Source organism: Cupriavidus sp. 8B, assembly GCF_054589115.1.
Genome location: NZ_BAAILO010000116.1, coordinates 1 through 22,801 on the forward strand (window position 1 = coordinate 1; position 22,801 = coordinate 22,801).

A 22,801-nucleotide genomic window follows, 5' to 3' on the forward strand; every position below is an offset into this window, starting at 1 on the left:
CCTCGAACTTCGGCAGACCCAGGCCGTGGTCGAGGATACCGCTACGCGCCGGCGCTGGGCCTTGCCCTATGCCGCGGTCATCGCCGATGCCACCGCTGCGGCCCAATCGCCACCGCACGACCCACCGCCACCGCCACGTGCGCAGCGTGCTGACTTCATGGTCGGTGACACGGTGGCTTTTACCGACCAGCACCTGCACGAGCGCATCGGCACCGTCGTGCGTGTCAACCAGAAGACCGGGTCCGTACAGTGCAATCCCGACGAAGGCCACTGGCGGGTCTCCTTCGCGCTCCTGCGTAAAGTGGTCGATCTGTAGCTGGCATTCACGAACAGAGGAAGCCGTCAAATCCATTACGGATGGGTTCCGCTGACGCTTACGTATCCGCTCACGATTCCGCAAGAGCAGTTCGATGCCGCGCTAACCGTGTTGGCAGAGGCCCGGGTTGACTTGGCTCGGCTTCGGACGACGAGGCAGTATCAGTGACGTTTCCCCGGAGTTGGACAGTCGAGAACGACGGACTCGCTTTCCCTACGGGTGCATTGACTTCAATTCAGACGACCTTGCTCGGCGGGTGGCCGAGTGAGCCATGGTGAGATGACAATCGTCGCGAAGGCGCGCCGCTACACGATCCAAGTCCGGGCCCACACACCACCTGGATAAGTGGACGTCGGCCTCCAAGTTTGCCCATTTGCGGTGCCATCAGCCGACGGTGGCAAGGACGCGAAATCGCTGTCCGTCAAGCCACTAGCCGTGACCAGAGGCTGGCAGTGTCTCGCGTGCCAATGGTCAGGTATGGTGGTAGTCGAACCCGGGGCTGTCAACTTTCCCGAAGCGTTCCGATCCCAACCGAGGGGCGCTTTGGTGGGGACATAACGGTATCGGGCGGGCCGGCGTGGTTGTGGTTTGGCCGTGTTTAGGCCGCCAAACGGCGGTTCATGGCTGCCGCCATGCGATCGAAGGCCTCCCTGGCTGCCGGGCAGACGTCCATCGCGCGCAAGAAGCCGTGCATGGTCCCCGGAACCGTTTCGATTTTTACTGGAACGCCGGCTCCCTCAAGCAGTGCTGCGTACTCAAGTTCCTCCTCCAACAACGAGTCGTATGCCGCGTTAAGCAGATACGCGGGAGGCAAACCGCGCAAGTCTTCGGTGCTCGCGCGAAGAGGGACAGCTACCGGATCGCCTGCTGCGCGCGGATGCGATCCGAGATATGCAGGAACTAGAGGACGTATTGAGTCATAAGTCAACGTCGTGTCTTTCGCAGTCCGGTAATACAGTCTCTCCGGGTTCATATCGAATACGCCGTAAATCAATGCCTGGCAGCGGATACTTGGGCCGCCTCGCTGCTTCGCCAGCATGCAGACAGCGGTGGAGAGCAGCCCACCCGCACTATCGCCTGCGACGGCGAGCCTCGATGCATCCCAGCCGAGCAACTCCCCGTTGACCACCGTCCATTGCAGTGCTTCCCAGCAATCGTTTTGAGGAGCCGGATACGGATTCTCAGGCGTACGTCGGTACTGGACGCTTACGACGACCGCGCCGGTTGCCTGGGCCAACTGCGCGACAATCATGTCATGGGAGTCTAGGCTCCCCGCGACGAAACCGCCCCCATGGATGTACAAGATAACAGCGGGTGTAGTTTCGTGGGCGGGCCAGTAGATTCGCAGTGGGATCTCTCTGCCTGGCAGCACGACAGAAGTGTTGCGTACGCGCATGCCGGCAGGCCGCGCATAGGTGTAGCGCTCGCCAAGAATATCGTAACGCAGTCGCGTGCCGGCTAGCCCTTGGAGGGGGTTGTCGCGTGCCACCGCGCTCAGCCGGTCGAGGTGTGTCGCGTAGCCCGGGGCGAGCTCAAGTCCATCGTATTCATACATTTGAGTCCTCCATTCAGAAAAAGATGCGGGTCGCATATGCGCCCACCGCTGCTTCTGCAAGACTCAGCACATATAGTCACGACTGCTTCCGGCGGCCTCCGTACGTCGAGCGTGCGGAACGGCGGTGAGCGCGCCAATCGGGACTCTCATGTCCCGGCCCAAAGGCGGCTTGCTCATGTCGTCTCAATGTTGATGTGCAGAAGCGATGCAATGTGACCAATTCTGAAGCAAATCTCGTCGCTTGCGGTGGATTTTGATATGCCGGCTGGGAATGAATCGATTCCAAATTGGCTAGGCTCGGCATACCGTTGAAGTTGCGATGCGCAGTGCGCCGCAGGCGCTTGCGATACTGGGTATGGGAATCGAAATGCGAGGGGAAACACCGATGAGCGGTAGTCGCAACAACGCCAGAGCAGGGTAATGCGCTAACCGCTACTAGCAACGCTTTCTATTCGAACATTTTTCGGGATCGCGAGATTCATTTAAATCATCTCGTGAGGGGGCTTTTGGCTCATTCGAAGCACGGAGAGAGATGATGTGGAACTCAACCAATTCTGCCGGCATATAGACGTGCGAGTACGGCAAAGGGAAAACGTAGCGTCATGGAAGTTCCGAGTTACTCCGAATTGAAGTTGAATGCAATCAGGAAAGAAACTGCACCATCGCTTTGGGTGGCCACAGCGCCACCACCAAGTTCCAGTGCACCTTTGAGCGAATCAAAGACGGTCGACGTATTGGTAATCGGTGGTGGCTACACAGGCCTGTCTACTGCGCTGCATCTGGCCGAACGGGGGGTGGGAGTCTGTGTTACGGAGGCCAAGGAGCCCGGATGGGGCGCGTCCGGTCGGAACGGGGGTCAAGTCAATCCGACACTCAAGCACGATCCCGACGAACTGGTCAGTATGTTTGGCGAGCGGCGTGCGGAAGCGCTTATCAATGTAGTATCGAGATCGGCGGACCTGGTTTTTGACCTTATCGCCCGTCACGCAATTGAGTGCCATCCAGTTCGTGCCGGCTGGCTGCAATTGTCGTACTCACAGAAATCACTGCCGGCACTGCATGCCCGTGCCCGCCAGTGGCAGCGGAGAGGTGCTCCGGTCGAATTGCTCGATTCCGGTGATATCGAGCGTCGCGTCGGCACTCGAGCATTCGCAGGAGGGTGGCTGGATGCCCGCGCAGGCGCTATTCAGCCCCTGGGCTTCGCCAGAGGTTTGGTGCGGGCGGCCCAGAACGCCGGAGCCGCGATACACGGCGGTACGGGCGTCACGTCACTCGAGCGCAGCAACGGCAGGTGGTTAGCGACTCTCTCGACGGGTGCCTCGGTTAGTGCCCAGGAGGTCGTGATCGCCACCAATGGATACGCGGGCTCCTTGTGGCCCCGCCTGAAACAGACGCTGCTGCCCGCCAATAGCTTCATAGTTGCAACGCGCCCCCTTGATGCAAAAATCGCCGATGGCATTCTCGGGCGGGGGGAGACCGCCGCAACGTCTCAACGGTTGCTGCTCTACTTCAGGAAGGATCATACGGGGCGGCTGTTGATGGGTGGCCGGGGATTCTTCTCAGACCCGCGGGAGGCAAAGGATTTTTCGCACCTGGAGCGCTCACTGGCGTTGCTGTTTCCGCAACTCGGACCACTGGAGTACGAATACCGGTGGTCGGGCCGCATCGCGATAACGCGTGACTTTATGCCACACGTCCATCAACCGGCACCAGGAATCACAATGGCCGTGGGTTGCAATGGCCGCGGTATCGCGCTGTGCACAAGCATGGGGAAGCATCTGGCCGCAAAGTTAACAGGTAAAGCGGGCGATTTTCCGTATCCGGTATCCGCCTTGAAGCCAATTCCGCTCCATCGCCTGCAGCGCTTCTACATTGGTGCAGGCGTGGCTTGGTACAGCTTGCTAGACAAACTTTCGTGAGCCACGGGTTCGAACAACATCATAGGAAGTGTAACCATGGGCATTCAAGCTATCCGTTCGTCGGCAACCATCGACACGCTCGTTGATAAAGGGGCAATTGCGTCCCTGGGCGATCCCGCATGCCGCGTATCGAGCGCCGAAGTAATCATCCCGGAGCGTTCCTCGTACAAGACCGGCCTATGGGAATGTACGCCCGGCCGCTTCCGGCGCCAGGTCGCCGCTGCCGAAGTGATGTATATCCTCAGTGGTTCCGGCGATTTTCGGACGGACGCCGGAGACGTATTTCCCTTCGGCAGTGGCGATACGCTGTTCTTCCCACCCGAGACCCACGGCATTTGGAACATCCAGGAGACCGTGCGGAAGGTCTATGTATTGCTTTGAGCCAAGAAACTTACGATTTGGCATTAGCCAGGACGAAGTTCACTGCCTAGCGTGTTGGCGAGAAATGTTCAACGAGCGAGGCGCAGGAAGAGTCAGGTACGCCAGGGATCGAGGTGGCGGGCCACTCGCGGAAGAAGGGCGGACGCAAGCCGCTCGATCCGGCGCTACCGCGTGTTGAAGTCCGGCACGAACTGCCCGAGTCCGAGCGCGTCTGCCCGCACGACGACCTGCCGCTCGTCGAGATCGGTGTAGAGCTCAGTGAGCAACTGGACATCGTGCTGCAGCAGATCCGTGTCCTGCAGCATCAGCGCGCCAAGTACACCTGCCCGCGCTGCGATCTCAGCACTAACCGGCGACAATGCCGACTAGAACGGCGGGGTGCTGCGCGCCATGGAGGAGCCGCTGCGCCAGATTGTGCTGAACGTCGGTGAAGAAGCTTCAGTCATCGTTGCCAAGGTTATTGAGGGCAAGGGCAACTACGGCTACAACGCGGTTTCGGGCGCGTACGGCGATCTGATTGAAATGGGCGAGCTGGAGCCGACCAAGGTCACCTGCGCCGCACTACAGAACGCCGCTTCGGCGGCTTCGCTGATGCTGACCACCGACTGCGCCGCGGCCGAAACGCTCGAAGGAAGACTCGGCTCTGGCAATGCTGGGCGGCCCGGAAGGCATGATGTAGTTTGTGCCGACTGACTGCAGGCGAGCGGCGGCTGCGGGGCAGCACGGTTCGGGTCTAACTCTCGCGCCGCGACGCTCTGGCGGATTCGACGCCGCGCTCTAATCATCAGTTAGGTGGTCTGGCGTTGAGCAGAGTCTCCTCGATTGCCGCGGGCGTGAGTCTCGGTGCCAGCTTCCCGACGAACTCGTATAGATGACGTGGCCAGTAGGCAACTGCCGGTCGCACGGCAGGTCACGGCTTCAACCTCAAATACTCAACTCAGATTGTTGTCGAATGTGACAAGGCAAGAAAGAGCTTGCCATCCTCTACAGCATGCCGCTTGACGTGCGGCGGACGGCGACTCGTGTCGCACTTGAAACAGCTTATTAGCCAGCCTGTGCCGCTACCGGCGTCCGCTTGGCGCTCAGGCCGCGCCGGATGATTTCCGCTACCTGGTCAACGTCCTCGAGAGTATTGAACATAGCGAATGAGATACGAATGCCGTCGCGTTCTGGCGATACGCGTACTTGGTTACGGGCAAGGTAGTCCACCCACTCGTCGACCGGCAGGTCCAACACATAGATATGCGTTCGGTGCTGACGTGTGCGCGGCCCGACAAGCCGGATACCAAGTTCGTCGAGGTGTCCAATCAGGCGGTCGCCCAGCGACAGAACGTGCTCTTCAATTTTTGCGACACCGACACCGCCGATGAGGTCGATGGCTGCACTCAATGCATGCAGGTCCGGCAGGTTCAGGTTGCCTATCTCAAATCGACCAGCATCCTTGCGAAGCTCCAGGTCTTCAGTACGTGCGATGTAGTCGGCAGGTGGGTTGGCCAACCCGGACATTGCCAAGTAGGCGGGTTGCAGTTCGTCGAGACCACTCTTGACATACATGATACCGAGGCCTTGCGGCACGAGTAGACCCTTGTGGGTGCCTGCTGCCAGTACGGAGATGCCAAGCTTCTTTACATCCACTGGAATAACACCGACTGACTGCATGGCATCCACGACCAGGTAGATGCCGCGTTGCTTGCATAGCTCGCCAATGCTGGCAATGTCATGTCGATGTCCGGCATGGAACGTCACATGAGACAGCGAGATGACCTTGGTTCGTGCGTCGACATGCGGTGCGAACGTCGCAGCTGTCGCAACTTCTGCCGTCAACTTGATGAAACGTACCTCAACACCTTTGCGCTTCAGATTTAGCCACGCATAGGCATTATTCGGGTGATCGCCTTCAATCATCAGGACATTGTCGCCGGCGGAAAGCGGTACAGCGTTCGCCGCGATGTTCAGACCTTCAGATGTATTCTTTGTGAACGCTATTTCGCTGGGGAGCGCGTTCAGAAACTTGGCAACATGTTGGCGCGTCTGCTCGGCTCGCTTAAGCCACACCGGCTTCGGACCTGCCATGTCGTGGCCTTCCGAGTAGAAGTTGCGCAACGCGGCGCGTACGCTGGTTGCCAGTGGTGTTTGGTGTGCAGAATCTAGGTAGAGCATCCGCTTTGTAATGGGGAACTCGCTCCGAACGTTGGAAAGGTCGAATCGATTGGTCATGGTCACATTCTCGATATTTAATGGATAGGATGCGTTACTTCATGCAGCTTTCTTGTCGCACGAACAAGGAGTACTGAGGGGGGATTTGCATTTGTAAATGGCTTCCGCCGTGAGGATTTCGCCTTTCGATATGCGTTCTCCATAGGAGGTGTCCGGTGTGTTCGGCATTTGCGCGTCTTCGGGCGAAGAATCGGGGAACTGTTGACCGGTTCACCCGTAGACCTCCCGGCTTGCATGTCGTAGTGACTCAAGGACGGTTGAGATGGCAGGGTCGCTGCTGCTACCTGCGCGGATGGCGGCATCGACCTTCCGCGTCATTGTGGGGGATAGCCTCTTGACACAAAGTTCTCCACGTCGCCGTTGGGTGAGGAGTCGCGGCAGGACAGAAACAGAACAGCCACTCGCTACCATGGCAAGGGTGACTTCGACATTGCGACAGCTGCTGTTCACCGACGGCTCGAAACCTGCGGCTCTACATGCGGTGACAATCGCTTGGTAGTAGGCGCTCGTGTGAGCGTTGAGTGCCCAGTTCTCCGAGGCAAGGTCGCAAAGTTGGACCGTACGCGATGTCGAGAGTCTGTGGCCAGAAGGTAGAACCGCGTAGAGCTCATCAGTAAAGAGATAGTGCCGCTCAATGCTACCTACGTCGGTAGGGGCTGACACGAACATATCGTCGATGAGTGCCAAGTCTATGTGCCATGAACGCAGTGCCGCTAGTCCTTCGGCAGGCTCGAAGTCATGCAGATGTATGTTTAAAGCGGGATGCTTATCCCTTAGGTCAGTGACGATACGCGGCATCAGCGAAACGGCCGTCGACGAGAATGCTGCAATCTTGACAGTGCCTGAAAGGACCCCGTGCATGCGTGAGAGTTCTGCATCGGCCTCCTCCAATACCGCGAAGACACGGTCGGCGTACGCGACCAGATTCTTTCCTGCAGGCGTTAGTCGAACGCCTCTGCCGTAACGCTCTATTAGCGCCACTCCTGCTTCGTGCTCGAGATTTGAAAGTTGCTGCGAAACTGCCGATGCCGTGATGCAGACAGCGTCGGCCACGGCACTCATGGTCTGGCGTTGCGATAGCTCACGCAGAAGCCGTAGCTTTCCAACATCAAGCATTTTCAGGCTCCATGGCGGTGCGTGCGCACTCGGTGTGTGAATACGTATCCCTCAATTTGGCGAAACGCTTAAGATTAGCTTCACTGCTGCCTAACTTTTTATAACTGGACGCCCCGCGCTGGGGCCTCTTTAATGAGGCTATAGATTCGCAAAATGATGGGGCGGAGCAGAAGATCTGTGTTGCTCTCCTCGTGGCATCAAGAATGCCAGGCGCGAAGAATTTTCTGCAATCAGAGGTGAATTCATGCATCGAGTTGTAATAGTTGGCGGCGGCGCAGGAGGTCTGGAGCTTGCGACAAAATTGGGCGATACACTTGGCAAACGGCGGCAAGCGCATATCACATTGGTGGACAAGTGCCCTACGCACGTTTGGAAGCCTTTGCTCCATGAGGTTGCGGCCGGAAGTCTCGACCCCGCGACCAATCACCTCGAATACGCGGCGCAGGCGCACTGGCACAACTTCACCTTCGCTCGCGGGGAACTCGTTGGCCTTGACCGAAGCAGGCGTTCGATTCGTCTCGCGGCGGTGCCCGACGAGGACGGTGGCGATGAGCCTCTCTTTCCAGCACGAGAGCTCGAATATGACACTCTGGTTTTGGCCGTAGGTAGCACGACACATTTCTTTGGCATTGCCGGTGCTGAGGAGCATGCCATCTCTCTCGATTCTGTGTGGCAGGCGGAGCGCTTCCGACGTCGGCTGTTGCGGAAGTGCGCGCAGAAGAGTGACGGCAGGGCACGAGGTGTAGTGAGCCCGGTCAAGGTCGTCATCATCGGCGCTGGCGCGACGGGTGTGGAACTCGCTGCGGAGCTCAAGAAAACGGCAAAGGCCTTTCGCGACTTCAGGCTGCATGGCGCGGACGAAAGATGCGACATCCACATTACCCTGGTCGAGGCCGGGACGCGGATATTGCCAGCCCTGTCCGAACGCGTATCGGAGGCGACGGCGCGCCTGTTGCGCGGACTTGGTGTTGACATCATGACCGGCGATTCTGTGATGGAGGTTCATGGGGACCGCGTCTCAACACGGGGTGGGGCAACGTTTCCCGCTGACATCACGGTGTGGGCTGCCGGTATCAAGGGTCCAGCTGTCATGGAACTCCTGGACGGTCTTGCGTTGAACCGACTAGTACAACTGAACGTCACCACATCGCTTCAGAGCGAAACCGATCCGAACGTATTCGCCCTTGGCGATTGCGCGAGCTGCTTGTGGGAAAAAGGGCGGTTCGTTCCACCCAGAGCGCAGGCTGCCCATCAACAGGCTTCGTTTATGGTGAATGCCATTAAGTGCAGGATTCGTGGGGACGCGCTGCCTACGTTCAGTTATCGGGACCTCGGTTCACTCGTGTCGGTTGGCAGCTCCGGAGCGGTTGGCAATCTCATGGGTGGCCTCGTCGGCCGGAGCATGCTGGTGGAAGGATTGATGGCCAGGGCAATGTATGCGTCGCTGTACCGGATGCATCTATCCACCATTTCCGGATATCGGCGCATGCTCTTGGACCTGATGGCCCACCGGTTGCGACGCTTCTTGGCACCGCGGGTGAAGCTTCACTGAACACAGTCTCCTGGTTGGGGCAATCCAGCTCCAATCAGGTCAATCCTTGCTGCCCTTCAGGCTTGCAATCTGGGCGACTTTGGGACCGTCCTCTGCAATTAATTTCTTGAATTCAGCTATTGAGGCTGAGGGTGCGGGCTCCATGCCTTGTGTCGCAAGTTGCTGCTTCACGTTCGGGTCGGCCAAAGCACGCTGGCTTGCGTGGAACAGCTTGTTGACAATGGCGGTTGGTAGGTTCGCCGGGCCATAGAGCCCGTACCAGAACGTGTAGCTATAGCCCTTGATGCCAGCTTCTTGGACCGAAGGGATTTCCGGGTAGAGGCTCGACCGCCGCGATGAGGTGACCGCCAGCGGCTGTAGTTTTCCCGCCTTAATCATTGGCAGAACGGAAGGCGGCGTTGCAAACGTCACGGCCGTATCGCCCGATAGAGTCGCTAGAACAGCGGGTGCGCCACCTCTATATGGCACGTGAAAGAGCTTCGCCCCGGTTACGCTGTCGAAGTACACCGCGGCTTGGTGCGTTACGGTGCCGTTGCCGGCAGACGCGTAGGCGACCTTATCGGGGGCCGCCTTAGCCTTCTTGATTAGGTCGGCGATGGTGTTGATGCCAGAGCTCTTATTGGCGACGATGACCAGCGGCGAACTAACCCATCGCGTGACGGGCGTGAAGTCCTTATTTCCATCATATGAGATGTCCGGATACAGTACTTTATCTAAGCCATGCAGGTTCATGCCGCCCAGGTAGAGCGTGTAGCCATCCGGGGTCGCGCGTGCAATGAAGGTAGACGCAATTGTTGTTGCACCGCCGGCCTTGTTGTCGATGACGACGGCTTGCCCCAACTCCTTGGAAAGCTTCTCCGAAATCGTACGAGCTACAGCGTCAGCGGCACCACCGGGCGGGAAGGGGACGACAAGGCGAATGGGCTTGCTCGGCCAGCTGTCCTGGGCCACAGCTAGGCCCGCAATTCCCATCAAGGCGGCGGGAAGAATTCTTTTGACTAGTGCTCTCATGCTGCTCTCCGTGGGAATGTGCGGGCTGTCGGTCCCGAACGAGGGTACGACACCTCCTGCTTCATTCTTAAGGAATAGTAGAGAGGGCTTCAGGAAAGAAAAAGACGATAATTTCTGACTGTAAGGGTAATTAAATCTTACGATAGATGGTGGTGTTAACGAAGTTCAACTCATCGTCGAATGGCCACGTTCGCTCTGTCGCCATTTATTCCAACGACACTAGGGTGCCGTCAGGGCCGCTTCCGGCGGGACTGCTGCCTCGAGAGCTGTCAGTACTGCTCTGACCGCCGGACGTTGAGCTGCTCCCTTTGGTAATGCGACGAAGATTCGTCGGTTGAGAATTGGCCGGATGGGAATCGTGGAGAATTCTGGGTCATTTCTTATCGTTTTTAGGGCGAGTTGAGGAAGCACCGACACCGCGTAACCGGTGCGGACCATCTCAAGGGTTGCTGCCATGTTCCTGCAACTGCTCATGACGCGCGGCGAAAAGCCGGCAGCGTGGAACGCGTTAAGCAGGAACGTATGATAGGTCACAGCAGACTGGTTCAATGCCCAGCGTTCATGCGCGAGTTCAGAGAGCTGGATGGAACGCTTCCCAGCAAACTTGTGGTCAGCGGCGACCACCGCCTCGAAATGGTCCGTGCATAACGGGTGGAACTCGAGTAGCGCAGCGAGGTTGCCGGCACTGACCAGGTCGTCCACGACAGCGAGGTCCATTTTCTTGGATGCGGCTGCCTTCAGACCATCGGCAGGCTCGAGTTCAAGGATGGTCACACTCAGTTGAGGGTGCTCTTTGGCCAGGCTGGCTATGGCCTGTGGCACCACGCTGGATGCTAGTGAACCGAACGCAGCCAATCGTATTTCACCGGTCACTTGCGAGTTGGCCGCGGCCAGTTCCGCTTCGATGTCCTCGACCATTTCGAAGAGTTCTGCCGCTCGGGCAACTAGACGCCGGCCTGCCGGCGTCAATTCAACACTGCGTCCGGATCGTTCGAAAAGAGTCGTAGCGAGCTCTTGCTCAAGCAGCGCTAGCTGTTGTGAAACTGCAGGACGGGTTAGTTGCATGGCATCAGCGACGGCGGAAATCGTTCCGAGCACTGATAGCTCGTGAAGAAGATGCAAGCGGCCAAGGTGAAGCATGGTTCTCTCAGAGGATGCGAGGCCCTGGGTAACTAACGTTTACCCTAGGACGACGAATACGACAAAAAAATTTTCGCGTTAAAACGGTCCACTTTGGTGCGTCTGTCCAGCATCGAAACACGCACATCCCGTTCGCAGTTTTCCCCGTTTTTGCTGCGCCGCGACAAAGTGTTCCCCAGAAACCCACAGCCAGCAAGCCTTTGCAGCGCATACCGTAACGCGTTCCATCCCGCCCGAGCCGACCGTGCTCCAGAGGCAAGTTCATGCGACGCATCAATTCTTGCACCCAGGCTGGGCATTCCAGCAGTCCAAAAATGTGCAAGTAAAAGAGTAATCAAAAATTACGCTTGGCGTCAAATATAGTCGTCTTTTTTTTCCTTTTCCAGAAAACTATAGTTTGTTCACCAGGCAGAAAACTCATAGGCGAACGACGAAATGCTGCGACACGCGGGTGCTTGGACCGGCCTGCTGCGCTTATGAGTCTGGAGTTCGGTCTCTCAAGTTTTTCGGAGGTTTCAACAAATGAAGGTCGCTTTCATCGGTGTGGGTCGCATGGGCTCGCGTATGGCAAATCGTCTTATCGACGCCGGCCATGAGGTTCACGTCTTCGACCCGAATCAGCAAGCGGTACAGGAGCTTGTCGCCAAGGGCGCCATTGCAGCCAGCAAGCCCGCTGAAGCAGCGGAAGGCGCGGAACGGGTGCTGCTAAGCCTGCCCAGCCCAAAGACCCTGCGTGACGCGGTGACCGGAGGCACAGGTGTTCTCAAGACGATTCCGAGCGGCGCCATCATCATCGATTTCAGTACGGTCGACCCGGCTACGACGAAAGACATCGCCGCCACTTGTGCGAAGCAGAACGTTGAATTCCTCGATGCACCTGTGAGCGGCGGGGTCCTTGGTGCGGCGAATGGCAAGCTAGTCATCATGATTGGCGGCAAAGCTGACGTCATTGAGCAGGCGCGCCCCGTGCTGGACGTGCTGGCTACTCGCATCGTGCACTGCGGCGACACCGGCGCCGGCCAATTGACGAAGCTCAGCCACAACCTGCTGACCGCAATCAACACCGTCGCCTTGGGCGAAGTGCTGGCCGCGAGCGTGAAGGCTGGGGCCAACCTCGCAGTGTTGTGTGATGTGTTTGGCGCAGGCCTGGCCGGCAGCAAGATGCTGGACTACTTGCCCAAGACGCTGTTCACCGAAGAGCGTCCGGCGAACTTCGCCATTGACCTCATGCACAAGGACATCACCCTGTGCCTGGAAGAGTTCTCGAACCTCCCGATGCCCCTCGGCCAACTCGTACGCCAGACGTACAACGCCGCGCGAGCCAAGGGCCTGGGCGGCAAGGATTCCACTAGCGTCAACGAACTCTATGAGGAGCTGCTGGGCGTGCGCCTGAGCCTGCCCGCAGCCAACCAATAAGCACTGTCAAGTGAACGAGGATTCCCGTGAATAGCCCCACTGCAACGAATCAACCTGAAATCGTCATTCCGGCTGCCGGCAAGACCGGCCTCCTGGTAAATGGTGAATGGACTACCCCGGCAAAAGGCCGCACGCTAGATGTTGAGAATCCGTGCCGCCGCACCGTTATCGCCACCATTGGCGCAAGCGACGCCGAGGACGTAAATGTCGCTGTGGCCGCAGCCGCAGCCGCGTTCCCGAAGTGGCGTCGGCTGGCATCACGCTCGCGTGGCGCCCTGCTCACCGAGCTGGGCAATCGTATTACCGCCAACCTGGAAGAAATCGCCCGCGTTCTGGCGGCTGAGACCGGTAACGCGCTGCGCACGCAGAGCCGCCCTGAAGTTCAAAGCGCAGCCGAAGTACTCCGATACTATGGAGGCGTGGTCGCGGAGCAAAAAGGCGAGACCTTGCCTCTGGGCCCTGGCCTGTTCAGCTACACGACGCGCGAACCGCTGGGTGTCGTCGGCGCAATCATCCCATGGAACTCGCCGCTGGTCTTGGCCGCAGTGAAGATTGGCATGGCGCTGGGCACCGGCAACACGCTGGTGCTGAAGCCCGCGGAAGACGCACCCCTGGCCGTGCTGAAGGTTGCGGAACTCGCCGCCGACCTGTTCCCGGCGGGCGTCTTCAATGTGGTGACCGGCACCGGCATTGAAGCTGGCGCACCCTTGTCGGCACATCCTAACGTGGCGAAAGTCTCCTTCACTGGGTCGCTGGAAGTCGGTCAGTTGGTGGCTCACGCTGTCGCAGACCGCATTGGACACGCCACCCTGGAACTCGGCGGCAAGAGCCCTTGCATCGTGTACCCGGACGCTGCCACGCCTGAACACATTGATGCCACCGTGAACGGCATCATCGCCGCCATGCGGTTCGCGCGCCAAGGGCAGTCTTGCACCGCCGGCTCCCGCCTCTACGTCCACAAGGACGTGTTCGAGTCGGTCATGGGCAAGGTCGTGCAGAAGGTCAATGACCTGCGCATTGGTGACGCGCTGGACGAGAGCACCGACATCGGGGCAATCATCAATGCGGAGCGCTACCGAGAAGTCCGGAGCTTCATCCTGGAGGCCGTTGATGCAGGCGCCACGACGCTGACGGGCTCGGTTCCGCCGACGGTCGAGGACGCGAAGGGCTTCTTCCCTGGCCCTGTCATCTTCACTGGTGTGGACAACAGCTGGCGCGTGGCACGCGAGGAAGTGTTCGGTCCGGTCTTGGTCGCCATTCCTTGGTCGACAGAAGAGGAGGTTCTGACGTGGGCCAATGACACGGTGTATGGCCTGGCAGCCTACGTATTCACCAACGACCTGACAACAGCCCTGCGCGTTACCGAGAAGATTGACGCGGGTTGGCTCCAGGTCAACCGCGCCGGTGGCCAGATTCCTGGGATGTCGTATGGCGGTGCCAAGCAAAGCGGCATTGGCGCTGAGTACTCGATTGAGGGTGCGCTGGAAAGCTACACCACACGTAAGAGCGTGACCATCAACGTTTAACAGTAGTAGCCGTTGGCCGGTGTTCTGCCATTACAACGCCGGCCAACGAGCATAAAGAAAGTCCACGAAGCGGAGTTTGGTATGACTGCACACATTTCAACTGCATCGCCTCACGTCGGAAGCCGAAAGGAACGATCGGCCTCGACTAAGGCGGCCCTCGGCTCGTTCATCGGCACGACTGTCGAATGGTACGACTATTTCCTGTACGGGACTGCGGCGGCGCTGGTCTTCCCCAAAGTCTTCTTCAATGGGCTTTCCCCAGAATTTGCGACCTTCGCCTCGATGGCGTCGTTTGCAGTTGCCTTCATCATCCGTCCGCTGGGCGGCATGGTCATTGGCCACTTTGGCGACCAAATGGGTCGCAAGAAGCTGCTTGTGTTCACGTTGGTGCTGATGGGCCTGTGCACCGCCGCGATTGGTGTGCTGCCGTCTTTTGAGTCAGCCGGCTACTGGGGCCCGGGTCTCCTCATTCTCCTGCGAGTCCTGCAAGGCTTCGCGCTCGGCGGTGAGTGGGGTGGTGCAGCACTGATGTCCGTCGAACACGCACCGGAAGGGCGTCGCGGACTCTTTGGCAGCACTATGCAGATGGGCGTCCCAGCGGGCCTACTTGTTTCCTCTGGCGCATTCGCCCTGGTCTCGTCTTTGCCAGATTCGCAGTTTTACGCCTGGGGATGGCGCCTGCCGTTTCTGTTCAGTCTCGCACTCCTTGTTGTTGGCATGTACATCCGGCTTCAGGTAAGCGAGCCGCCGGCATTCGAGAAACTCGCTGAAAAAGGCGAAGTCTGCAAAGCGCCGCTTAAGGAAGTCTGGGCGAATGAGAAGAAGAAGACCCTTGTAATGGTCTTCTTCCAGAGCGTAGCAAACGTCGGCTACTTCCTTATCACGGTTTATGCGCTGACCTACATAACGCAAACGTTGCACCTGCCTCGGAGCCTCGCTTCCACGGCGCTTTTGGTCGGCGCCGCTGTCGACCTGTTCATGCAGCCCGTCTTCGGTGCGCTCTCGGACAAAATCGGTCGGCTGAAAGTGTACGGCTTCGGTACGCTCTTTCTTGGTGTCTACGCGTTTCCTCTGTTCTGGCTCCTGAACACTGGCAATCCGGTACTGATTGTTCTCGCCATTACGCTCGGGCTCGGCATCGGTCACGCCGCTACGGGCTCGCTGCACGGGGTCATCTACGCGGAGCAGTATCCGACACGGTATCGCTTCAGTGGTGCCTCAACGGCCTATCAACTGTCGGGGATTATCTCCAGCGCTCCCACTCCGCTTATCGCCGCTTGGTTGGTTGCGCAAACGGGTAGCTCCCATGCCGTGTCGTGGTTCGTTGTGGTGGCTGCTGTCATTTCGATGATTTGCATCTTCCTCGCGAAAGAAACGTATCGCGACCCGATTGACGCTTGAGGATGCTGCTGTGAATACCCCCAATGATGAGATTGTCGGCGAGCGCCTTGACAGGTTGATGACGGTCGAAATCCGCCCCTTAACTGGTGGCCTGCCCGCGGGCTACGTTGCGCCTATGTATGCAGCATGTCGTCGGCACCACGGGTTACCGCTGACGACATTGGCCGCAAGAAAGCTGCTGGCAGCAGTCAAACCTGGCGACACGGTGTTGATTGCTACCGGGGCTGGTGTCCCGCCCAAGCTCCCGTTGGGTGAAACGGATGGCCCCCCGGGGGCAGCAGTACTCGCCCGGGCCTTTGCATTGGGATTCGGGGCGCGCGCCGTACTCATTACAGAGGATGCGCATATGTCCCCGGTCGCTGCGGTGGCGGACGTTGTGCGCAGAACACTCAAGGGCAAGGGAAGCGTGGAAGTGCAGGCCTTCCCCAAAGGCGTGCAAATGGGGCGCATGGCTGCCGAACTGATGGTGCGCGAGACAAAGCCCTCGGCTGTCCTGTTCGTGGAGCGGGATGGCCCCAATGTGGAGGGCTATTTCCACGGTGTACGAGGCGACTGCCGCGAACCCGAATCTGTGGCCCACGTGTATCAACTAGCAAATGTGGCTCGCAACCGTCACATCCTCACCGTCGGGATCGGCGACGGTGGGAACGAGGTCGGATTTGGCGCCGTCCGGGACGAAATCACCGCGGTCCATCCGCTGGGTGCAAAGTGCCTGCGAGGATGCGCGTCAGGTGTAGTCACAACGACTGCGACGGATGTCGTTGTCAGCGCATCCGTGTCGAACTGGGGTGCTTATGCGGTAGCGGCGGCGCTGGCTTCAGCGCTCGAAATGCCCGACCTGATTCATACCCCCGAACTTGAGAAAGAGCTCATCACTGCAACAGTGGAATCAGGTGCGCGAGATGGCGCCACGTCGTTGGCAGAGGACGCCGTCGATGGCATCGACTGGAAGGGACATGCAGCCTTTGTAGGCATTCTCAACAGCATCGTGAAAGTGTCGAAGTAATGGATGGATTCTCGATTATGGGCGTGTACCTCTACGACCCCTCGGCAGATGAAAAGCGGAACTCGCTGGCACGAATGCCGGCAGTGGAATCGGAAACAACAGGATTGAGTATGCAGAATTCTTCTGGCAAGCGCCCCGACGTCGATAGCCTGGCGAAAGATAGTTTCGGAAACCCTATTGACCCCGTAGTGGGGTTCGCACGAGGCACCATCATCCGCTCAAGCGTGGATGAGGCACGGCGCCTGCAGCAGGGGCAGGCCGTAGCGGCGGAGCGCGTACGTGAACTCGGGCCCGAGTCGGTTGGCATTTTTACTGGCAACCAGCGTGACTTCCCTGTGTCGCCGGACGACCTGCTGACGCTGTGCGAGGAGTGGGTGGGCCCTGGCTTGGTCGCGAACGACCTACGGAGAGTCGCTATCGCCCATATGGGTGGGAAGCCAGAAGACACCGTGGCCGTCTTCAACCGGACCAGCGCCGGCATTATCGCGGCCATCGCGGCGAACAGCGCAGGCAAGACCGTCGTATCAGTTGTGCCAGCCGGCGGGCGCTCACATGCGTCTGTTGTACGCGGTGCGCGTATCGCCCAGGTGAAGCTCGTGGAGGTGCAGGGGGATAAGGACTGGCGCTCGGCTATCGAAGCAGAAGGCCCGGGCCTTGTTGTCGTGACGACGGTCACCAGCAGCCTTGAACGGATGGACGACGACGTAACCACTCAAGTGGTGGATTTCTCAAAGCGCCGTAATGCGACTGTTCTCCTCGACGAGGCCTACGGCGCTCGCCTTCGCCCCGTCCTGCATGGGGGGGCGCTCAGTCTCCAACTCGGTGCAGACATCTCGATTACCAATTGCGACAAGGCAGGCCTCTCCGGGCCGCGTGCTGGCGTGCTGGTTGGGCGCGCCGACCTGGTCACCGCTGCCAGCGCCAAGGCGTCCGAGTTCGGTATGGAGGCGCGCGCGCCCATCGCGGCAGCAGTCCTGCGTTCACTTCAGAAGTACTCGGCAGAGGACCTGCAGAAGGAATCGCAATCGGGCCAACTGCTCGTCACTGCATTGCAGCAGCGACTCGGGAACGAGCGTGTCAAGCGTAGTGACCTTGGACCGATGGTCGACGAGAATGACATCCTCGCGATTCTCATGGAGCGCGCAGGCCGTACGGATGAGAAGCCCGTCGTAGTTCCGTGTGAGGCCACTTCGGCGTTGGGTATGGTCCTGCTCCGTGACCACGGTGTGCTGACCGTAAACACGCATGGTCAGCCGGGCGCCCGCGTGTCGGTTCGCTTGAAGCCGACGCTGGATGCGCTGCGGCGGGTCGGCGGCGTCGAAGCCGTCATCGACGCTTTGGACAAGTCGCTAGACACCATAGCCAAGATTATTCACGACAGGGACGCAGTGGCAAAACTGATTTTGGGAGGCACCCAATGACCACGAGCACGTCCAAAGTTGACCTCGCTGCGTTCGATGACCGCCTCGACAAGTTGGTTTCACTGGACATCGGCGGGCGCGGGGTTGAGCACCTACATGCTGCGGCGCGTTCGCTGATTGGTAAGCCCCTGGTCGGAGCCGCGGCGGATGCACTGGCGGCAGTGCCAAAGGGTTCTACCGTGCTGGTGACAACGGGCTCCGTATCCCGCGCCTGGATTTCTCCCAGTGTTGGTGAGAACGACGGGCCCGCTGGCGCAGCAGCCATCGTGCGCGCCCTCTCGCTCGCGAAGCAAGCCCTGTGCGTTGTACTGGCAGAAGCGACACTGCTGGATAGCCTGGGCGCAGTGTTGACGTCTGCAGGCCTCACGGTGCTGCCGATTGAGCAAGCGAGGATTGCGAGTAAGGATGGCAGTCTCGCAGTCGTGTCACTTCAGGCATTCCCGGTTGAGGACGACGAAGCAAAGGTCGCAGCCACGCAGGTCCTGGACGAGTTGAAACCTGTCTTGTTTTTCTCAACGGAACGCGTCGGCCGTAACGAGCAAGGCATTTATCACAGCATGCGCGGAATCGACTATGGCATGAAGAGAGCTCGTATTGATTTCGTCTTCGATGAAGCCATTAAGAGGGGCATCCCGACCGTTGCCGTCGGCGATGGCGGCAATGAGATTGGGATGGGCCTCATTGCGGAAGCGGTCCGCAAGCACGTGAAATTCGGCGACAAATGTGCATGTGAGTGCGGCGCCGGAATCGGAGCCGTAACTGGTGCGGATGTCCTAGTGACCGCTGCTTGTTCCAACTGGGGCTGCTACGCAATTGCCGCCGCGTTGGCCATGCGGCAAGGAGACGCACGTTTGCTCCACACCCCGGAACTGGAGGCAGAACTACTGCGCCGCGGGGTCGATGTCGGGTTAATTAACTCCGTCGTCGGCATCATCGACCCAAATGTCGACGGTATTCCCGTCTCTAGTCATCTTGCGATGGTTGAGATGCTTCGCGCAATCGTTCGACCCGTAGTGCGATAGATGCATTGATATTGTCATCTTAATAGGTAGAACAGAAATGAACTCGAACAACGAGAGCTTTGATCGAAGCAAACTCGAAAGTAATGAGCGAATGCCGACAAGGCACGAGCAGTCAGAAAGGAAGCAGCGTCCGTTCGCCGTTCAGTGTCCGCTGGATTGTGGAACTGATGATGAGGACTTGAAGAGCATCGCCGTGCTTGGCTACAACTGAGTGTTGCGATAGTTAGCTGGTAGAGGACAAGGCCGCCCAATGCAGCGACCTGCCTTGCTTTGCGCACGTCGGCTGGATACCGAGACTGCGCTACAGGTATTTGTACCTTCGGAACTGCACCAACGCAACTGTCGCGGACGTGCAGTGCTTGCTCAAGACGGAAACTACCAACGGAGTAAATGCAATGAACGGAATCAAGACGGCCACCTTTGCTACAGACGGCTCACCTGGCAAGCGTATGGCCATGGTATCTGTACTCAAACTGATTGCTGTAGCCATTGTCTGCGCATTCACCGCGCTGCTATCGCCTCGGTGGGCCCACGCGCAGAGTTCCAAGCTGGACGCGGTGCTCTCGAAAGGGAAGGTCGTGGTAGGTGTGTCGAGCGAGTCTCCACCGTTTGGATTCGTCGACGAGAAGGGTGCCCTTACCGGGTTCGATATCGATATCGCCAAGCTTATCGCCAAGTCCCTCTTTGGCGATGACAATCCGAATCGCATCGAGTTCGTGAAGCAGAGTTCAGCCGCCAGGTGGGAAAACGTCAATAGTGGGAAGGTGGATTTCGGCATCCACGTGGCCACAATCCTTCCCGACCGAGTTGCTCGCGTTGCGTTCACACAGGGCTATATCGACTCCGGAATTGTCGTGGTGGTTAAGAAGGACTCTCCCATCAAAACGTTCGCTGACCTCGACAATCCTAAGTACTCTACCGCTATTCTGTCGACCCCTGTGCAGGCTGCACGTGCCAAGCAGTTTTTCCCTAAGGCCAAGGCAGTGGTTCTGGACTCCACTGGCGCTCAGTTCACGGCGGTCAAGGCGAACCGGGTGGATGCGGCGCAACTGGACGAACCCGTTGCACTCTGGTACGTGAAGCAGAATCCTGACGTACGCCTTCTGACGCAGAAGATGACCGCCGCAACTAACAACGCTGTGTTCATGAAGCCCGGCGACTTTGCTTGGTGGCTTGCTTTGGATACTTACGTCGGTGAAATGCGTGGTGGCTCGCTTTACCCGGAATACACGGCGATTTACGAGAAGTGGTTTGGCAAGGCTCCACCGAACGCCAAGTACTACGTAAAGTAAGTATCTATCGCGAGGCCGACCGATGTTCTCTCCGTTGATTTGTTCTTTAGAGGCAATACTCGGCCCGTTCGGCGAGGGCTTTGTCACTACGCTGTCGATAGTTGCACTAAGCCTGCCGCTGGCGCTGGTGGTAGGCGCGCTGGCTCTCATCCCGAGGCTCTCTAAGCATGTCATGCTGCGCGCGCCGGTGTATGCCGCCATTGAGTTTCTACGAAATACGCCGACTTTTGTTCTCATCCTAGTTGCGTATTACGGCCTGCCGCTCCTGGGGTGGCGCCTGGACGGGATCTACTGCGGCGCGTTGGCTATCGCCATCCAAAGCGGTGCCTACTTCGCGGAGGTGCTGCGTGGCGGGGTTCAATCCATCCCGAGAACGCAGTGGGATGCCGCGCGAGCGATCGGGATGCGGCCGTTGGCGGTTTTTTTGCGAGCTATTCTTCCACAGGCGCTATTGAAGGTTATCCCGAGCCTTGGAAATCAAGTTGCCGTGCTTATCAAGGACACGTCGCTGGTTGCCGGCATCGGTGTTGTGGACCTGACCCTTACGGGGAAGCTAACGATGGAACGCACGGCGGTTTCGTATGAGGTCTTCCTCGTCGTGGCGCTGTTCTACCTACTTATGACGACAACGGTGAGTCTGGTGTTTCGTGCACTGGAAGCTCATTATCGGGAGAAGATGTGATGGCAATGTCGGCATTAGTTGAGTCACTACCTTACCTTCTCCAGGGGGCCGCCGTCACCCTGCAGTTGGCGGTCTTCACGGTAGTCGCTAGCTTTGGGCTGGGAACGGTACTCGGCGCAATCGCAGCGGTCGGGCCCCGGTTCGCTTCGAGGATTATCACGCCGTACATCTACGTCGTCCGCGGAGTACCGGTGCTGGTACTGATATTTCTGGCCTACTTTGCCTTGCCAAAGCTTGGCGTAGCATTGCCGCCAACATTCGCCGCCGCGATTGCACTGGCGCTATATTTCGCGGCCTTCGTCACGGATATTGTCAGGGGTGCAATTCTGGCGGTGCCAAAGCTGCAGGTCGAGGCGGCTAAGAGTATCGGCATGATGCCCGGCCAGATTCTTCGGAAGGTTCAGCTACCACTGGCCCTCAGGCTGGCTGCCCCGCCGCTGGTGACAAATGCATCTATTGCGGTGAAGAGCACCTCTTACGCATCGATTGTCGGTGTTTGGGAGCTGACGTACGCCTCTCGCGAAGTTGTGGAGAGAACGCTTGCTGCATTCGAGGTGTTCTTTGGTGTAATGCTGATTTACTTTGCCATCTGTTACCCAATCTCTCTGTTTGCGAGTCACTTACAGCACAAGCTTAAATTTGATTAATAGACTAAGCATGCAGTTATGGTAAGCAGGGTCTTTAGGAGAAAACATGGATTCGAAAGATGATAATCGCCCCATGATACAAGTGCAGAACGTATCAAAGTGGTTCGGAAGCCTCAAGGTACTCGATGAAATATCATTTGATGTCAATGAGGGAGAGGTTGTCGTCATGGTTGGTCCCAGTGGCTCAGGAAAGTCAACACTGCTGAGGTGTATCAACTTTCTCGAGGAGTTCCAGGAAGGGAACATCTACGTCGATGGAAAGTTGGTTGGGTATCGGGACGTTCACGTTGATGGGACTGATGTGCGCAGGCGCCAGTCCGAGGCTGAGATTTCCCGGCTGCGCACGACTGCGGGAATGGTGTTCCAGAACTACAATCTTTTCCCACACCGAACTGCACTCGATAATGTGATGATGGGACCTTTGATGTTCCACAGTCGTAGCAAATCCGAGATTCGCGACGAGTGTATGGCGTTGCTCGAAAAGGTGGGGCTTGCGGACAAGGCCAGTAGCTTTCCCTCCAGACTCTCTGGCGGGCAGCAGCAGCGAATCGCCATCGCACGGTCTCTTGCAATGCATCCGAAGGTAATCCTGTTCGACGAGGTGACGTCGGCGCTCGACCCGGAGCTGGTGGAGGAAGTGCTTCGTACGATTCGAGACCTGAGCAAGGAGGGGATGACGATGATTATCGTCACGCATGAGATGCAGTTTGCTCGTGACGTCGCAGACAGATTGCTGTTTTTCTATCAGGGGAAGATTCTGGAGGATGGTAATCCCAGAGATATCTTCGCGAATCCCGTAACAGACCGCTTTAAGACTTTCGTTCGTCGATTCAGTCAAGCGCATCAGCCATTGACTGCGTGAATTCCGCCGTGCCCCGACTTGCCGCAGGAATTTGGCTGGGGATGCTGGTTGACCCGCGAGGGTGGCGACCGGCTAGCTATGTAATGGCCGGGTATTGACAGCGCTTCATCAGTTGGCATATGCCGTCGCCGCCCCACCATACAGCACATGACTAGACGCGCACGTTTCGGGGACGCTCTTCATGCATAGGAGCTTCGGGGCTTTCAGTTACCGCCAAAGGTAAATGCGCGTTGCGATGCCGGCTTTCGCCGAAATCCGCCGCCAATTGCAGATCTTTTCTCCGGACCAGAGGACGCGTCCAGCGCCGGCATGGACGCCA

General features: G+C 58.3%; 18 protein-coding genes and 4 pseudogenes. 17 read left to right on the forward strand and 5 right to left on the reverse strand.

Annotated features, from left to right (window positions below):
* Window positions 1-316 (forward strand): annotated as a pseudogene (locus ACYP5B_RS12465) (hypothetical protein); the annotation flags it as partial.
* A 598-nt stretch (window positions 317-914) separates the two neighbouring features.
* On the opposite strand, the gene ACYP5B_RS12470 reads toward ACYP5B_RS12465, so the two are convergent.
* A complete protein-coding gene (locus ACYP5B_RS12470) occupies window positions 915-1,871 on the reverse strand; it encodes an alpha/beta hydrolase (RefSeq protein ID WP_459569815.1) in 957 nt (318 codons plus the stop codon).
* A 602-nt stretch (window positions 1,872-2,473) separates the two neighbouring features.
* Here ACYP5B_RS12470 and ACYP5B_RS12475 point away from each other — a divergent pair.
* The 4 genes and pseudogenes from ACYP5B_RS12475 to ACYP5B_RS12490 all read left to right on the forward strand — a co-directional run.
* Window positions 2,474-3,790: an NAD(P)/FAD-dependent oxidoreductase gene (locus tag ACYP5B_RS12475; protein ID WP_459569816.1), complete on the forward strand. Its 1,317-nt coding sequence runs from the start codon at window positions 2,474-2,476 to the stop codon at window positions 3,788-3,790.
* Window positions 3,791-3,826: 36 nt separating this feature from the next.
* Window positions 3,827-4,171 (forward strand): cupin domain-containing protein, encoded by a 345-nt coding sequence (locus tag ACYP5B_RS12480; RefSeq protein WP_459569817.1) that lies wholly within the window; start codon window positions 3,827-3,829, stop codon window positions 4,169-4,171.
* Window positions 4,172-4,251: 80 nt separating this feature from the next.
* A pseudogene (locus ACYP5B_RS12485) lies at window positions 4,252-4,509 on the forward strand (IS66 family transposase zinc-finger binding domain-containing protein); the annotation flags it as partial.
* Window positions 4,496-4,850: pseudogene (locus tag ACYP5B_RS12490) on the forward strand (TCP-1/cpn60 chaperonin family protein); the annotation flags it as partial. The pseudogenes ACYP5B_RS12485 and ACYP5B_RS12490, both read left to right, overlap by 14 nt.
* Before the next feature lie 365 nt (window positions 4,851-5,215).
* On the opposite strand, the gene ACYP5B_RS12495 reads toward ACYP5B_RS12490, so the two are convergent.
* Complete coding sequence (locus ACYP5B_RS12495) at window positions 5,216-6,388, reverse strand: aminotransferase class V-fold PLP-dependent enzyme (protein ID WP_459569818.1); 1,173 nt, start codon at window positions 6,386-6,388, stop codon at window positions 5,216-5,218.
* A gap of 210 nt (window positions 6,389-6,598) precedes the next feature.
* Window positions 6,599-7,504, reverse strand: a complete 906-nt coding sequence (locus tag ACYP5B_RS12500) for a LysR substrate-binding domain-containing protein (RefSeq protein ID WP_459569819.1) — start codon at window positions 7,502-7,504, stop codon at window positions 6,599-6,601.
* Between the two features lie 244 nt (window positions 7,505-7,748).
* Between ACYP5B_RS12500 and ACYP5B_RS12505 the strand changes: the two genes are divergently transcribed.
* A complete protein-coding gene (locus ACYP5B_RS12505) occupies window positions 7,749-9,056 on the forward strand; it encodes an NAD(P)/FAD-dependent oxidoreductase (protein ID WP_459569820.1) in 1,308 nt (435 codons plus the stop codon).
* Window positions 9,057-9,095: 39 nt separating this feature from the next.
* Here the strand turns inward: ACYP5B_RS12505 and ACYP5B_RS12510 are convergent, their stop codons facing one another.
* Entirely contained in the window at window positions 9,096-10,067 is a 972-nt protein-coding gene (locus ACYP5B_RS12510) for a Bug family tripartite tricarboxylate transporter substrate binding protein (RefSeq protein WP_459569822.1), read from the reverse strand.
* A 219-nt stretch (window positions 10,068-10,286) separates the two neighbouring features.
* Window positions 10,287-11,207, reverse strand: coding sequence for a LysR family transcriptional regulator (locus ACYP5B_RS12515; protein WP_459375178.1), 921 nt, complete (start codon window positions 11,205-11,207; stop codon window positions 10,287-10,289).
* Between the two features lie 507 nt (window positions 11,208-11,714).
* On the opposite strand from ACYP5B_RS12515, the pseudogene ACYP5B_RS12520 reads away from it, so the two are divergent.
* The 11 genes and pseudogenes from ACYP5B_RS12520 to ACYP5B_RS12570 all read left to right on the forward strand — a co-directional run.
* A pseudogene (locus ACYP5B_RS12520) lies at window positions 11,715-12,623 on the forward strand (NAD(P)-dependent oxidoreductase); the annotation flags it as partial.
* Between the two features lie 26 nt (window positions 12,624-12,649).
* The gene (locus tag ACYP5B_RS12525) at window positions 12,650-14,149 is read left to right on the forward strand and encodes an aldehyde dehydrogenase family protein (RefSeq protein ID WP_459569823.1); all 1,500 of its coding nucleotides are present in this window, start codon (window positions 12,650-12,652) and stop codon (window positions 14,147-14,149) included.
* 81 nt (window positions 14,150-14,230) lie between these two features.
* Window positions 14,231-15,550, forward strand: a complete 1,320-nt coding sequence (locus ACYP5B_RS12530; protein ID WP_459569824.1) for an MFS transporter — start codon at window positions 14,231-14,233, stop codon at window positions 15,548-15,550.
* Window positions 15,551-15,560: 10 nt separating this feature from the next.
* Window positions 15,561-16,556, forward strand: a complete 996-nt coding sequence (locus ACYP5B_RS12535; RefSeq protein ID WP_459375182.1) for a glutamate cyclase domain-containing protein — start codon at window positions 15,561-15,563, stop codon at window positions 16,554-16,556.
* A 17-nt stretch (window positions 16,557-16,573) separates the two neighbouring features.
* Entirely contained in the window at window positions 16,574-17,977 is a 1,404-nt protein-coding gene (locus ACYP5B_RS12540) for an aminotransferase class I/II-fold pyridoxal phosphate-dependent enzyme (protein ID WP_459569826.1), read from the forward strand.
* Window positions 17,974-18,999, forward strand: a complete 1,026-nt coding sequence (locus tag ACYP5B_RS12545) for a glutamate cyclase domain-containing protein (RefSeq protein ID WP_459375184.1) — start codon at window positions 17,974-17,976, stop codon at window positions 18,997-18,999. The genes ACYP5B_RS12540 and ACYP5B_RS12545 overlap by 4 nt, the downstream gene beginning before the upstream one ends.
* 37 nt (window positions 19,000-19,036) lie before the next feature.
* Window positions 19,037-19,210 carry a hypothetical protein gene (locus ACYP5B_RS12550; protein ID WP_459569827.1) on the forward strand — a complete coding sequence of 58 codons (174 nt, stop codon included), beginning with the start codon at window positions 19,037-19,039 and terminating at the stop codon, window positions 19,208-19,210.
* A 184-nt stretch (window positions 19,211-19,394) separates the two neighbouring features.
* Complete coding sequence (locus ACYP5B_RS12555; protein WP_459569828.1) at window positions 19,395-20,291, forward strand: transporter substrate-binding domain-containing protein; 897 nt, start codon at window positions 19,395-19,397, stop codon at window positions 20,289-20,291.
* A gap of 22 nt (window positions 20,292-20,313) precedes the next feature.
* Window positions 20,314-20,973 (forward strand): amino acid ABC transporter permease, encoded by a 660-nt coding sequence (locus tag ACYP5B_RS12560; protein WP_459569829.1) that lies wholly within the window; start codon window positions 20,314-20,316, stop codon window positions 20,971-20,973.
* Window positions 20,973-21,620: an amino acid ABC transporter permease gene (locus ACYP5B_RS12565; protein ID WP_459569830.1), complete on the forward strand. Its 648-nt coding sequence runs from the start codon at window positions 20,973-20,975 to the stop codon at window positions 21,618-21,620. The genes ACYP5B_RS12560 and ACYP5B_RS12565 overlap by 1 nt, the downstream gene beginning before the upstream one ends.
* 46 nt (window positions 21,621-21,666) lie before the next feature.
* Window positions 21,667-22,482 carry an amino acid ABC transporter ATP-binding protein gene (locus tag ACYP5B_RS12570; RefSeq protein ID WP_459569831.1) on the forward strand — a complete coding sequence of 272 codons (816 nt, stop codon included), beginning with the start codon at window positions 21,667-21,669 and terminating at the stop codon, window positions 22,480-22,482.
* Window positions 22,483-22,801 lie beyond the last annotated feature (319 nt).

Coding starts and splice junctions, on each gene's coding strand:
- ACYP5B_RS12470 (WP_459569815.1), bottom strand. CDS start 1,871: ATGTATGAATACGATGGACTTGAGCTCGCCCCGGGCTACGCGACACAC.
- ACYP5B_RS12565 (WP_459569830.1), top strand. CDS start 20,973: ATGGCAATGTCGGCATTAGTTGAGTCACTACCTTACCTTCTCCAGGGG.
- ACYP5B_RS12540 (WP_459569826.1), top strand. CDS start 16,574: ATGGGCGTGTACCTCTACGACCCCTCGGCAGATGAAAAGCGGAACTCG.
- ACYP5B_RS12515 (WP_459375178.1), bottom strand. CDS start 11,207: ATGCTTCACCTTGGCCGCTTGCATCTTCTTCACGAGCTATCAGTGCTC.
- ACYP5B_RS12530 (WP_459569824.1), top strand. CDS start 14,231: ATGACTGCACACATTTCAACTGCATCGCCTCACGTCGGAAGCCGAAAG.
- ACYP5B_RS12555 (WP_459569828.1), top strand. CDS start 19,395: ATGAACGGAATCAAGACGGCCACCTTTGCTACAGACGGCTCACCTGGC.
- ACYP5B_RS12480 (WP_459569817.1), top strand. CDS start 3,827: ATGGGCATTCAAGCTATCCGTTCGTCGGCAACCATCGACACGCTCGTT.
- ACYP5B_RS12545 (WP_459375184.1), top strand. CDS start 17,974: ATGACCACGAGCACGTCCAAAGTTGACCTCGCTGCGTTCGATGACCGC.
- ACYP5B_RS12510 (WP_459569822.1), bottom strand. CDS start 10,067: ATGAGAGCACTAGTCAAAAGAATTCTTCCCGCCGCCTTGATGGGAATT.
- ACYP5B_RS12495 (WP_459569818.1), bottom strand. CDS start 6,388: ATGACCAATCGATTCGACCTTTCCAACGTTCGGAGCGAGTTCCCCATT.
- ACYP5B_RS12550 (WP_459569827.1), top strand. CDS start 19,037: ATGAACTCGAACAACGAGAGCTTTGATCGAAGCAAACTCGAAAGTAAT.
- ACYP5B_RS12560 (WP_459569829.1), top strand. CDS start 20,314: ATGTTCTCTCCGTTGATTTGTTCTTTAGAGGCAATACTCGGCCCGTTC.
- ACYP5B_RS12570 (WP_459569831.1), top strand. CDS start 21,667: ATGGATTCGAAAGATGATAATCGCCCCATGATACAAGTGCAGAACGTA.
- ACYP5B_RS12500 (WP_459569819.1), bottom strand. CDS start 7,504: ATGCTTGATGTTGGAAAGCTACGGCTTCTGCGTGAGCTATCGCAACGC.
- ACYP5B_RS12475 (WP_459569816.1), top strand. CDS start 2,474: ATGGAAGTTCCGAGTTACTCCGAATTGAAGTTGAATGCAATCAGGAAA.
- ACYP5B_RS12505 (WP_459569820.1), top strand. CDS start 7,749: ATGCATCGAGTTGTAATAGTTGGCGGCGGCGCAGGAGGTCTGGAGCTT.